12 protein-coding genes are annotated in these 12,788 nt (G+C 45.6%); 4 read left to right on the top strand and 8 right to left on the bottom strand.

What is annotated here, in order from left to right:
• Positions 1 to 246: 246 nt before the first annotated feature.
• Positions 247 to 1,551: a hypothetical protein gene (locus L1N97_RS12045; RefSeq protein ID WP_236129965.1), complete on the top strand. Its 1,305-nt coding sequence runs from the start codon at positions 247 to 249 to the stop codon at positions 1,549 to 1,551.
• Positions 1,552 to 1,556: 5 nt separating this feature from the next.
• Here L1N97_RS12045 and L1N97_RS12040 read toward each other — a convergent pair whose 3' ends face one another.
• Positions 1,557 to 2,147, bottom strand: a complete 591-nt coding sequence (locus L1N97_RS12040) for an arylesterase (protein ID WP_442967235.1) — start codon at positions 2,145 to 2,147, stop codon at positions 1,557 to 1,559.
• On the opposite strand from L1N97_RS12040, the gene L1N97_RS12035 reads away from it, so the two are divergent.
• Both L1N97_RS12035 and L1N97_RS12030 read left to right on the top strand, forming a co-directional pair.
• Positions 2,146 to 2,850 carry an ABC transporter ATP-binding protein gene (locus tag L1N97_RS12035; protein ID WP_236129964.1) on the top strand — a complete coding sequence of 235 codons (705 nt, stop codon included), beginning with the start codon at positions 2,146 to 2,148 and terminating at the stop codon, positions 2,848 to 2,850. The two genes, L1N97_RS12040 and L1N97_RS12035, sit on opposite strands and share 2 nt — an antisense overlap.
• Complete coding sequence (locus tag L1N97_RS12030) at positions 2,840 to 5,326, top strand: ABC transporter permease (RefSeq protein ID WP_236129963.1); 2,487 nt, start codon at positions 2,840 to 2,842, stop codon at positions 5,324 to 5,326. The genes L1N97_RS12035 and L1N97_RS12030 overlap by 11 nt, the downstream gene beginning before the upstream one ends.
• An 87-nt stretch (positions 5,327 to 5,413) precedes the next feature.
• Here L1N97_RS12030 and L1N97_RS12025 read toward each other — a convergent pair whose 3' ends face one another.
• The 5 genes from L1N97_RS12025 to L1N97_RS12005 form a co-directional block, all read right to left on the bottom strand.
• Positions 5,414 to 6,298 carry a TIGR01777 family oxidoreductase gene (locus tag L1N97_RS12025; RefSeq protein WP_236129962.1) on the bottom strand — a complete coding sequence of 295 codons (885 nt, stop codon included), beginning with the start codon at positions 6,296 to 6,298 and terminating at the stop codon, positions 5,414 to 5,416.
• A 71-nt stretch (positions 6,299 to 6,369) separates the two neighbouring features.
• Entirely contained in the window at positions 6,370 to 6,732 is a 363-nt protein-coding gene (folX, locus tag L1N97_RS12020) for a dihydroneopterin triphosphate 2'-epimerase (RefSeq protein WP_229585127.1), read from the bottom strand.
• An 81-nt stretch (positions 6,733 to 6,813) separates the two neighbouring features.
• A complete protein-coding gene (locus tag L1N97_RS12015) occupies positions 6,814 to 8,133 on the bottom strand; it encodes an ATP-binding protein (protein WP_236129961.1) in 1,320 nt (439 codons plus the stop codon).
• Entirely contained in the window at positions 8,130 to 8,810 is a 681-nt protein-coding gene (locus L1N97_RS12010) for a response regulator transcription factor (RefSeq protein WP_229585129.1), read from the bottom strand. The genes L1N97_RS12015 and L1N97_RS12010 overlap by 4 nt, the downstream gene beginning before the upstream one ends.
• Before the next feature lie 2 nt (positions 8,811 to 8,812).
• The gene (locus L1N97_RS12005) at positions 8,813 to 9,121 is read right to left on the bottom strand and encodes a PepSY domain-containing protein (RefSeq protein WP_236129960.1); all 309 of its coding nucleotides are present in this window, start codon (positions 9,119 to 9,121) and stop codon (positions 8,813 to 8,815) included.
• Between the two features lie 447 nt (positions 9,122 to 9,568).
• On the opposite strand from L1N97_RS12005, the gene L1N97_RS12000 reads away from it, so the two are divergent.
• Complete coding sequence (locus tag L1N97_RS12000) at positions 9,569 to 9,877, top strand: ComEA family DNA-binding protein (RefSeq protein ID WP_229585131.1); 309 nt, start codon at positions 9,569 to 9,571, stop codon at positions 9,875 to 9,877.
• A 16-nt stretch (positions 9,878 to 9,893) separates the two neighbouring features.
• On the opposite strand, the gene L1N97_RS11995 is transcribed toward L1N97_RS12000, so the two are convergent.
• Both L1N97_RS11995 and putP read right to left on the bottom strand, forming a co-directional pair.
• Entirely contained in the window at positions 9,894 to 11,120 is a 1,227-nt protein-coding gene (locus L1N97_RS11995) for an EAL and HDOD domain-containing protein (RefSeq protein WP_229585132.1), read from the bottom strand.
• Between the two features lie 128 nt (positions 11,121 to 11,248).
• Entirely contained in the window at positions 11,249 to 12,745 is a 1,497-nt protein-coding gene (putP, locus tag L1N97_RS11990; protein ID WP_324295588.1) for a sodium/proline symporter PutP, read from the bottom strand.
• Between the last annotated feature and the right edge of the window lie 43 nt (positions 12,746 to 12,788).

The following is a 12,788-nucleotide window of genomic DNA, read 5'->3' as shown; positions in this document are numbered from 1 at the left end:
AAAAGAACCGACGTATATCGGGTTGTTTTAAAGCAGGCATACATAACTCTCATTGTTGGCAACACAGAAAGATATGATGCGTGATCAGTCAGCAAATAAAAGATGTGATGGCCGGACGCTTACAATTGTGATGCTGCTGAAATGCCCTTTAGCTTATGAAAGACTTCGCATTTGAACAGGGTAATGTGCTAACCTTCTGCGCGTTTAGGTATCCTTCCTAGTCATCTGTTGGTTAGAGGTAAGTAAATGGTTTTCGCTAGAAAACTGGCTATTTTTATTTTCAAAGCCTTTGTTATATTTGCTTTATTGTTGTCGTTATTGTTCTGGGGGCTAACCACTTCTGGTCAGGTAGTGTCACCTACTTTAAGCAGTGACGATGTGAAAACCTCGCAACAGGTGCTTTCTACCAATTTAGCTAAATTTCAAAAAGCAGCGGGTAATATTGAGTTAGTGTTTAATCAAGCTGACTTTGATGCCATGAGTAATGTGGCCAGTCATACTTTGCAGCCTTTAGTTTTTCAAGTTGTACTATTTGAGAGCAGTGCTGTTTTTAATGTTGTCTACAGCTTGCCTGATCTGTTTCAGCCGCGCTTAATTCATGCCTATTGTTTTTTTGTTGAGACCTCCCGAGGCTTTGCCATTGATACTTGTAAAATAGGCCGATTACCTGTTTCGGGTCGAATAGCCAATTACCTGCTAAAAAAGTCTGTTATTTTGTTATTAGACTCACCTTCTGATCAGCAAGTATTACAGCTTCTTAAAACGGCTCAGGTACGTGAACAGCAACTAAGGTTTCATAGTGATCAACCTGAGAGTATTTCTTTAGCTTTAAATCCTAGTCTGTTTAACAGCCAATCTGGGGTGGAAACGTTATGGAATCGTGATGCGGTGTTAGCTGATCTCGATATTGAATTTTACCTGCAAGCGCTAAAGCAACTGGTTTTGGATAATCCTGCTGAGCGTCGCTTAGCTTTTTATATGCAGCAACTGCTGAAAACAGCTTTAATTCGCGCTGAGTCTAGTGATCTTGAAACTGAGTATCGTAATGCCTTGTGGGCTTTGGTCGTGGCATTTGGCAATAAGAAATTTTCTGCATACTTAACAGAACCCATTGATACCAGCTTGCTTAGTGGTTTTCCAAGATTAAAACTAGCGGGGCGCGCTGATTTAACGCTGCATTTTTTATATTCAGCGGCATTTAAAAGCATGAGTAATACCTATTTTGCCGGGCAAATAGGTTTTCTAAAAGAAATTAATGATGCCGGTCGAGGGGGTAGCGGTTTTAGTTTTGTTGACCAGGCCGCAAATAAAGCGGGTGTGTTTTTAGTGCAACAACTTGAAAATATTAACCCTCGATTATTGCATGAGCTTACTCCTGCAGAGTTTGAGCAAGCCTTTTTTCCTGCCATTACTGATTTACCTGAAGGAATAACGGAAGCCCAGTTTAAACAAGAATGGGGTGGCGCATCCGACCCTCGCTATCAAGCAAAGGAGCAGTTGATCGAGCAACGCCTTGCTGATTTAATTTTATATAAAACAGACGCTAACTGAACGGGCTAAGGCGCCTGTTTAAGCTGCATAATTAACGGCAGCATAATATCCCTTATCAACGGCTGCGCCTCAGCTGTTGGATGAATACCATCCTGCATCATCAATTCTGGTTTAATCGCAATCTCATCCATAAAGAACGGCCATAGCGGGATCTGATGTTGCTCGGCGAGTGTCGGGTAGATCGCGGTAAAGCGCTCAACGTAACGTGGTCCGTAGTTGGGTGGAATGCGTATTTGCATAAGTATCGGTTGGGCATTATGCTGCTTGGCTGTGATAATAATTTGTTGCAATTGATCTTCGATAAGCTGTGGCGTAAACCCCCGTAAGCCATCGTTGCCGCCAAGCTCAACTAATACCCAGGTGGGTTGATGTTCTTTTAGAAGTGCGGGTAAACGGGCGAGGGCGCCACCAGTGGTTTCGCCGCTGATGCTGGCGTTAATTAGCGTGAGCTCGGTTTTTTCGGCCAGTAAGGCGGGCCAGCCTTGCGATTCTTGTAAGCCATAAGCCGCACTTAAGCTATCGCCAAGGATCATGAACTTTTGGGCCAGAGCGTTCTGGCTAATAATAAACAATACAAAACATAAGATGATGCGCATGACTAAACTACCTGAAATTCATATTAAAGCGGTTAACCTTGCTAAACGGGTGAATGTTAGCGAAGGATCACTGACTATCCTGCATGATATTAGTCTGACAATCAATCAAGGCGAGACTGTCGCCATTGTTGGTGCGTCTGGTTCAGGCAAATCGACCTTATTGAGTTTATTAGCCGGCTTAGATGTGCCCAGTGCCGGTGAAGTGTTTTTAACCGGGCAGCCGCTACATAGCTTATCTGAAGATGACCGTGCAGGGATCCGCGCGGCGCATGTTGGTTTTGTGTTTCAATCGTTCTTATTGCTACCCAGTTTAACCGCCATTGAAAATATCACCTTACCCGCCGAGCTTGCTGGGGATAAGCAGGCAAGACAACGCGCGTTAACGCTATTAAAACAAGTTGGCCTGCAAGACCGTGCAGATTTTTATCCAGCGCAGTTATCGGGGGGGGAACAGCAACGCGTGGCCATTGCTCGCGCCTTTATTACGCAGCCGGCCATTTTATTTGCCGATGAACCTTCCGCCAATTTAGATGCCACGACCGGCCAGCGTATTGAAGATTTATTGTTTGAATTAAACCAGCAACAAGGCACCACCTTGGTGTTAGTTACGCACAATGCAGAACTTGCTGCACGTTGTCAGCGCCAGTTAAAAATGCAAGCAGGGCGTTTTGTTGATACTGAGGAGCCAGCACATGTGGGCTAGTATTGCCTGGCGCTTATTTTGGCGTGAATTAAAACGCGGCGAGTTGTGGGTGATTGCCTTTGCGCTGTTTTTAGCGGTTTTCTCTGTGGTTAGCTTAAGTGGCATTACCCAAACGGTGCGCGTGGCGCTGGAGCAGCGCAGTGCGCAATTTATTGCTGCGGATCGCGTTCTTGGTTCTAGTCAGCCATTTAACCCAGAAATTATTCGTTTAGCTCAGCAGCAAACATTGCAAGTGGCGCAGCAAATGCAGTTCGATTCCATGCTGTTTAGTGCACAACAGATGCAATTAGCAACCATAAAGGCCGTTGATACGGCTTACCCACTTCGCGGTGAGTTGGTTCTTCACCAATCCGATAATGTGCTAAGCGGTGAGTTGGGCAGCTTAACACCCGGGCAAATTTGGGTTGAACCGCGTTTGCTGGGATTACTTGAAGTGTCTATTGGTGATGACATTGAATTAGGCAGCAGCCGTTTGCAAGTTGCTGGTGTTATTGTCAATGAACCCGATGCACCACTCAGTGTGTTTGGTGGTTCGCCCCGCGTGATCATGCACATCGCAGATGTTGCGGCCACCGGCATTGTGCAGCCGGGCAGTCGTATTAGTTACCGTTATTTATTTGCCGGTGGCAATGCTGAATTAGACCGTTTTGCTACTGAGGTAACGCCCTTAATGTCGGTGCACGAGCGTTGGCGCAATCGTGATCGGCAAACCGCCGTGGGTGGCGCGTTAGAGCGGGCTGAGCGGTTTTTATTATTAGCTGGCTTGCTAGGTATCGTGTTAGCCGCTTGTGCTGCTGCGGTAGCCGCAAGCCGTTATAGTCAGCGGCATGCGCAAGCCGTTGCCATTATCAAAGCGCTAGGGGCGACCACCGCCCAAGTTCGGCGCATTTATAGCAGTCATTTAATGTTGGTGGTGTTGTTTAGCTTAGGCTTAGGTTTACTGCTGGGGCAGGTAACCTTGCTGGGCGTAGAATCGGCCATTGTGCTTTATGTCGGTGATTTTCGGCCGGAGTTTAGTTTGCGGCCAATATGGCTGGGTAGCCTAACCTGTATTTTATGTGCCTTACTGTTTGCCGCGCGGCCTTTATGGCAATTAACCATCACCCCAGCGATCCAAGTACTAAAACAACCGGTGCAGCAGTTGGCGTTTGATCGTTGGCAATTTATCACCGGCGCCGTCGCAGTATTCGGTTTAATGTGGCTGTTCTCAGGTGAATGGTTAATTAGCATCGGCTTGTTTTTAGTTTGTGGGGTGTTCGTCGGTGCGCTATTAGGTATCGCCGCCTTAATGGTGAAAGCCGCTAAACCGGTAGCCGCGGGCCAAAGCAGTGCTGGCAAGTTGGCGCTGGCCAATTTACGCCGTAGATTATGGGCGAACAGCTTTCAGTTAATTACCTTTTCTTTAGCGTTGTTCTTGGCGTTGTTGCTGTATTTTGTTCGTGCCGAATTAATTGGTCAGTGGCAACAGCAGATCCCAGAAGGTGCACCCAATCACTTTCTGGTGAATGTCAGCGAAGCGCAGCGTAGCCAATTAGCAGACTTTGCCAAAGCGCATCAACTGCAATCCGAGCCGTTTTATCCGGTGGTGCGGGGGCGTTTAGTGCAAGTGAACCAAGAGCAAATGCGCGATGAAGCCACAAAAGAAGATCGCACTGAACAACGCACAGGCGTTGGGCGCGAGTTAAACCTAACGTGGCTATCAACTTTACCTACGGCCAATAAAATCTTAAGTGGTAACTGGTTTTCAACTGAAAGTCGCGGTGAAGTATCGGTAGAGCAAGAACTCGCTGAGCGCTTAGGTTTGAAATTAGATGACCAGGTGCAGTTTTCAATTGGCGGGCAAATGGTCTCGGCCAAGATCAGCAGCATCCGTCAGGTCGATTGGAACAGCTTGCAGCCAAATTTCTACATGATTTTAAGCCCTGATTTGTTGAAAGATTTTCCAGCGAGCTATATCACGGCGTTTTATATCGAGCCGGATCGCTATCAGCTCGTCAATCAGTTAGCGCGTTTGATGCCCACTGTCACTGTATTAAGTGTCGAGGCGATAATCAAACAGGTGCAAGACATTATTGCGCAAGTCACCGTCGCACTTAGCTTTATATTACTGATAATTATCTTGGCTTCGGCATTGGTACTGGTAGCACAAGTGCAAGCGACATTAGAGCAGCGCGAGCAAGAGTTAGCCATATTGCGTACCCTTGGCGCGCGTTATGCTTTTTTACGCAATGCACTAATCTTAGAGTTTACTTTTTTGGGGGCGTTAGCGGGCTTGTTTGCCACAGTGCTGGCAGAAGTGTTGTTATTAACCCTGCAACAGCGCTTGTTTGAATTACCCTTTAGTTTTCACTATGCCTTATGGTGGATGGGGCCGCTCAGTGGTGCGCTGTTAGTGTCGGCTTTGGGCTGGTGGCAGTTACGCCGTTTATTGCAAGTGCCAGGTGCGGTATTGATCCGCCGGGTGCTGCAAGGATAATGGCTGAAAAGCCAGTAGAAGCCGCTAAAACCACAAAACCCCTAACAATCTGTTAGGGGTTTTGTTATTTTGCTTTTTGCTTTGGCATCATAATGTTAATGCCGCTAAGGCCTGCGATAGCTGCGGATAGCGAAAGGTAAAACCGGCTTTCAGCAGTTTTTGCGGCACCACGCGTTGCCCGTACAGCAAAATGTCGGCCATTTCACCAAACAACAAGGTCGCCATAAACGCAGGCATTGGTAATACCGCAGGGCGTTTTAGGCGCTTAGCGAGCTCCGCCGTGAAAACTTTATTGGTCACTGGGCGCGGAGATACGGCATTCACCGGGCCGCTTATTTCGTCGTTTTGCATAATAAAGTCGATAAGGTTCACCATATCGTCTAAATGGATCCACGACATATATTGCGTGCCGTCGCCCATTACTCCGCCTAAGGCCATTTTGAACGGTGGTAACATTTTGGCTAAAGCGCCGCCGTCTTCGGCCAGCACAATACCGGTACGTAATAAGGCAACCCGTGTTTTTTCACTACTGGCTCGCATCGCCAAGTTTTCCCATTTCGCACAAATATCGTGGGTAAATTCAGGGAAGAAAGCGTCGTAGTTTTCGGTGATCTCGGTATTACCCTGCCTACCATAAAAGCCCGTAGCAGAGCCACTGATCAGCAATTTTGGAGGCGTTGTGGCTTGACTGATCAGTTGGCTGAGTTGCTCGGTTAACTGCCAACGGCTTTGGCAAATAAGGTCTTTTTGCTTTTCGCTCCAACGGCGCTTAGCGATAGGTTCGCCAGCCAAGTTCACCACCACATCAATGGTATTAAAATCCGCTTCTGAGAGGGCATTAATATAGTGAATATTGCTGTTAGCACTTTTACGGCCGGTACGGCTGAGGATCAGCAGTTTGTGCTCAGCTTGCCAAAGTCGTACTAAAGCACTGCCGATTAAGCCAGTGCCGCCAGTAATGAGGATCTGCATATCAGGTACCCTTACTTACGTTGTTGTTACAAACAGTTGTAACACATCAACCTTTATTGAAGTATAGCGGGTTATTTGTTAACCGATAAGGTTAGCGAAACAGAATCGGCAAAACGCAGGGCATGCGGTTTGTCGATTTCCACTTCAGCGTAGCTAACAGAGGCATGCGCACTGGCTAAAGCGAGGACATCAGAGGTGAGTTTTTCTAATAAACCAAAGCGATTGTTTTCAACCAGGGCAATAATTTGTTTGGTGATGGTGCGATAATTTAGCGCGTTAGCCATATCATCGGTTTGTGCGGCTGTTTCTGCGCGATAAACAATTTTAGCGTTTACTACTACGTCTTGTTTGTTCGCAATCTCATCTTCGTTAATGCCGATGTAAGTGCGTAAGCGCAGGTTTTTGATTCTGATTGTTGCCGGATTAAGATCCATAATAATACCCTTAATTAATTTTAACTGCTTACGCTACGCTAACGCGCTGCGATCAATCAGTACAGTAATTTGTTTAGGTATTTAGGCATCGTCATTAAATACAAGAGTAAAACAGGCACCGCCTAACTCACTGTCGCTAATGGTAATGTTGCCTGAGTATGAGTTTACCAGTTCAGAGACGATAGATAAGCCGACGCCATGGCCCTCGACATAGGTGTCGAGTCGTGTGCCACGCTGAAACAACTCTTGGCGCTGTTTTTTCGCAATGCCAGGGCCATCATCTTCGACGATAATTGAAAAGGGTTGTTGGCCGATAGTTACCCGCACTTGATGACGGCTGGCTTTACAGGCGTTATCCAGTAAGTTACCCAACACTTCCATTAAATCGGTTTCATCACCACGGAAAAAGGCCTCTTCGCTGCACACTAGCTCAATTTCACAGCCTTTATCACGGTAGATTTTTTGTAGGGCGTTAATTAGCTTTTCAAGCAGTGGTAAAATCAGCGTTTCTTTTTTCCAAATATCCTGTCCTGAGCTACTGGCTTTTTTTAGCTGATGCTCGATCATCGCAGTAATGCGGTCAATTTGCTCTTTTAGTTCAGGCTGCTGAGCTAAAGGGGAGGTTCTCAGCACCGCTACCGGGGTTTTTAAGGCATGCGCTAAGTCACTTAAATGATTGCGATAGCGCAGCTTTTGGCGGTTTTGACTGGCTAATAATAAATTCAGATCTTCTTTAATAACACTTAGCTCAGACGGATAATTGCCCATTAAGTGATCTTGTTTACCGCGTTCAAGTTGTCTGATTTCATGGTCCAAGCGGGTTAACGGTTTGGTCGTCCAGTAATAAGCCAGAATACTAAGCAGTAATAAACCTAACGCAATGCCAATAAACCAACGTAATAGCGTTGAGCGGAAGCTTTTGTGTGGTGCGAGTAACAATTCTGCGGTTTGCACCACATGAATGGCGAGCGGGCGAGCGCTTTCACCAGAGTCAAACAAAAAAGCGATACTGAGAATTTGGAATTGGCTGTCTTGCTGTTGTTCAGCATAAAAAATATGCTGCCCTGGTACTAAGGTTATATCTGGCACACGAAAGCTTTGATTAAGCGAAGAATCGGATTGCCATAACAGCTGTTTACCGTCGGTAACATAAGCACTTAAACCCGAGTCTGGCCGATAGAAGTCGGGGGCCAGCGAGTTGTTGGTTAATTCTATTTTGTTATTAACCAAGTTAAGCTCAGACAAAATGGCGTACATATGTACTTCCATTTTTTGTTCCGCATTGGTTAACAGCTGCGTGTGAAAGGCTTGCTCAATAGCCAAAAAAGAGCTGGGCAGCAGCAATACTAATAATACTGCGCTGACCAGCCCTTGACGGAGCTTAAGAGGGATAACTCTCATTTACTCACTTGTAAATTAAAGCGATAACCACGGCCACGCAGTGTTTCAATCGGTTTTAACTCGGCATCGGGGTCGAGCTTTTTACGTAACCGCAGTACAAACACTTCAATAACATTACTGTCTAAATCAAAGTCTTGATCGTAGATGTGCTCGGTTAATTCAGTTTTAGAGATCACCTTGCCTGGGTTAAGCATAAAGTACTCTAGCACTTTGTATTCATAGGCGGTTAAACTCACTTCGGTTTCACCCAGCCACACCTGTTGTGTGCGGCTATTTAAAGAAATAGGACCTGAGCTTAGGGTCGGATCCGGTTGACCGGCTGCGCGGCGGATCAGCGCGTTACAACGGGCTAATAACTCTTCATTGTGAAAGGGTTTCGTTAAATAATCATCAGCACCAGCATCTAAGCCTTCCACTTTTTCTTGCCAGCTGCCACGCGCCGTTAAAATGATGATGGGGGTTTTTAATTCTTGTTTGCGCGCTTTACGGATCACCGATAAGCCGTCTAGCTTGGGTAAACCCAAATCAATAATGGCCAGATCATAAGGGTATTCGGATAATTTAAACCAACCTTCGGCACCATCTACCGCCAGATCAACGCTAAATTGTTGTTGTAACAGGTCGTTCTTAATTTGTTCAGCTAATAATTTTTCATCTTCGATGACTAAAACTCGCATGCTTAATCTTCCCTTTTAACACGGCCGCTGCGGCCATCGACAATAACATTAACAACTCGACCATCATCTTGCATCACTCGCACACGATATTGTCGCGATTCTGCTCTTACTTTTAAAATGCGGCCAGGGAAACGTTGTTGCGCTAATTGTGCGGCAGTTTCTTTAGTAATGTCTTTTGTGGGTAATGTAGTGGGTTGTTTTGCTGGTTCTTTGTTATCACTCAACAACATAGCGCTATCGTTTGCCTGCACGGGCGCAACAAGCACCAGCAGCAAACTGCAACTAAGTAAAAATGTGAGTATTTTTGTCATATTATTCAACCCCCTAGACAGTGTGGAACACCGCTACGACTGGTAAGGTGTGTTAACTACAGGTCTTGTTTAATCTGTAGAAGCCACAAAGTAATGCGCTGTGATTGGCATAAGCTAACCGCTGATTTATCTCTAACTTGATAATCTGTTTGTGTATTCTTGCTAATGTACTGAAATATTATGTTGGCGGCAATCAGCAATGTGCCAAGAATAGGCGTTGATGGCTTAATTCAACCTGAATGTGCATGTAGCCATTTAATTAATTTTTTTAAAATAAAGTTGCAAAATAATTTACTGCGTCTAGATTTAATGCGGTCGGTAATTTTGCTTGCGATGTCTGCTTTGCGAATGCTGTAGCTACCAGCGGCTACCGACTCTGGTAGGTAAGTAAGGTTTATGTCAGTGTTAACTGCTGCGGCATCCAGCCATTTCGGGAGGAAAGCTGTTATGAAAAATGTTATTGTTGCCACATTGCTAGCTACTGCCGTATTGGTAGCTAACCACAGTTTAGCCAATAGTAATGTTCAAGAAGTCACTAAAGCGACGGCAAGCCAAGCGACAAGCAAATTACGCTTGAATCAAGCCAGTGTAGAGCAACTGGTTGCCGTGCCAGGTTTAGGCAAAGTGAAAGCAGAAGCGATAGTGGCGCACATTAGTGAAAAAGGCGCCATTAACAGTGAAGCGGATCTGACTAAAGTAAAAGGCATTGGTCCAAAACTGGCGGCACGCGTGGCGCAATATGTCAGTTTTGACTAATGGTTAAGGCAAAGCCTTAGGCGAGTTCGCCTAAGGCTTTCATTTGTTCGTTAGCCCATTGCACCGCTTTATGATAGGCATCGGGTACTTTTTCAACAGGTAAATTCAGTTGTTTGATGGTGTTCGTCGCTTCCGCCCAGTGCGCCGTTTCGTAACACTGAATTAAGCGAATATAATCGGCAAGCACACCTTCTTTATTCACTAACGCGTTTTTGATATCAGCTGCCAGCGGTAACTTCTCCATGACGCTTTCAATCGACTCATCCAAAATCGCATCCATTAACGACATCATACCGGTTAAGAAGGCTTTCTCTAACGGTACTGTGCCCGATAACGCCGCTAAGCCTTCAGCAAAGTTTGCCCGAGTCATGGCCATTCGCATCAATTCAGCCGGTTTGTCGGTACTGATTTGCGCAGTAAACAGCAAGGATAAAAATTTCTTTAACTCAACCTGACCCAGCACCACAATAGCGTGCTTAATGGTATCAATTTCTGCGCGGCGGCGGAAAATGGCCGAATTACTGTAACGTAATAATTTATAAGACAGCGTCACATCGCGTTTAAAAACTTCGGCGATTTGCACTAAATCCATATCGGCTTTTGATGTTTCATATAACAGCTCAGCTAAGGCTAACTGAGCTGGAGACAGCGCTTTAGCTTGCATCATTTCCGGTTTAGAGAAAAAGTAGCCTTGAAAATAGGCGAAGCCTTGCTGCATCGCTTGTTGAAACTCTTGAATCGTTTCCACTTTTTCGGCTAATAATTTGATATGCGGAAAGTCGGCAATCGCCGTTTTAATCTCTTCAATTTGTTCGCTATTGGTGCTGCGAAAATCGATTTTGATAATATCAATATAAGGGTAAAAATGCCGCCAAACATGTTTGTGCTCGTAATCGTCGAGGGCCAGAACATAGCCTTGCTCTTTGAGATGCTGGCATTCTGCTAGCAGGCGTTTGCCCGGCTGCACCGTTTCCAGTACTTCAATCACTACCTGTTCTTTTGGCAGCATACTGGGGTATTTTTTTAGCAGTGTTTCTAGTGTGAAGTTGATAAAGCCTGGTTTATCGCCCAGAAAGTCGTCTAAACCAAAGGCAAATTGACTGCCTTCAATCATTTTTGACGTGGCTTCATCGCCATCAATGTCTGGAAATGCGTTATCGACGCCATCCCGAAATAGCAATTCATAGCCGAAAAGCTCTTTATTACGGTCCAAGATCGGTTGGCGTGCTGCATAAAAAAACATTCGTGAGGTTTCTCCGACAAGTAAACTTTGCTTAATGTAACAAAACGCTGGCTATGAAAGCCAGCGTATCTTCAGCACTATCAGTAAAAACAGCCTGTTTTGTCACAGGCTGTTTCAATTATAGCGCATTAAGTGTTTGCTTTTAGGGTAGTTAGCATCTTAGTGAACATCTGCTGCACACTTTCTGATGGCATTTTACCCATTAAGCTGACAACAATAATGGCTATAGTGCTGAGGATCACCCCTGGTACAATTTCGTACATGGTAGCACTTAGCGTTTGACCATTAATGCTGATAGGTAAGTAGATCCACAGTAATACGGTGCCCGCACCAACAATAATACCGCTAAGCGCACCGGCAAACGTCATGCGAGGCCAATACAAGCTCAGGATAATCAGTGGGCCAAAGGCCGCACCAAAACCGGCCCAAGCATTGCTCACTAATTGCAGTACTGAACTGTCGCGATCGTAGGCTAGCGCGATAGCCACTAAGGCCACTAATAATACCGATAAACGACCCACCACCACTAATTCTGTTTGAGTGGCGCTGCGATTTACAAAGGTTTTATAAAAGTCTTCGGTTAACGAGCTCGACGTTACCAACAGCTGTGATGAGATGGTACTCATAATGGCCGCTAAAATAGCCGCCAGTAAAAAGCCACTGATCAGCGGATGGAATAAAAACTGTGAGAAGACAATAAAAATGGTTTCAGGATCGGCGATGTCCATTTTGGTTTTCGCCACATAAGCGATACCTACAAAACCGGTTGTAATGGCACCGACGATGGTCACAAACATCCAGCTCATACCAATGCGACGAGCCGTTTTGATATCTTTAACCGAACGGATCGCCATAAAGCGTACGATGATATGCGGCTGGCCAAAATAGCCCAGGCCCCAACTAAGCGCCGAGATAATCCCCAGTACTGAACTGCCGGCTACCCAATTCATTAAATCAGGGTTGATGTTAGTGACAATCTGGTTAACTTCACTGATCCCGCCAAGGTGATCGATCGCCACAATAGGCACTAATACCAAAGCGATAAACATTAAACAGCCTTGCACAAAGTCGGTAATGCTAACCGCCATAAAGCCGCCAATCAGGGTGTAAATGACCACTACACCCGCAGTAATATACAGGCCCAGTTCGTAGTTAAGATTAAACGAGCTTTCAAATAATTTACCGCCGCCAACGACACCCGAAGAGGTGTACAGCGTAAAGAAAATAACAATAACTAAAGAAGAGACAATGCGCAGCATGCGCGTTTTGTCTTCAAAGCGTTTTTCAAAGTAATCCGGAATGGTAATCGCATCATTGGCTATTTCGGTATACACCCGCAGCCTTGGCGCAACAATCAGGTAGTTCAGGAGGGCACCAATTAATAAACCGACCGCTATCCAGGTGCTACTGAGGCCAGAAACATACATGGCACCGGGTAAGCCCATTAACATCCAGCCACTCATATCAGAGGCACCGGCAGAGAGCGCTGTCACGCCAGGGCCGAGTTTACGACCACCAAGCATATAGCCTGAAACATCATTATCTGTGGCATTGTAGGAATATAAACCGATGCCGATCATGGCAAGAAAATAAATACCCAAAGATATTAGGGTGGCAGTTTCCACTACGCGAGCTCCTTTTTTTAGTTTTATTAGGCATTACAACGAG

Origin of the sequence: Rheinheimera sp. UJ63, assembly GCF_021568285.1 — a bacterium.
Taxonomy (GTDB): domain Bacteria; phylum Pseudomonadota; class Gammaproteobacteria; order Enterobacterales; family Alteromonadaceae; genus Alishewanella; species Alishewanella maricola.
This window is presented reverse-complemented; position numbering and strand designations above follow the sequence as displayed.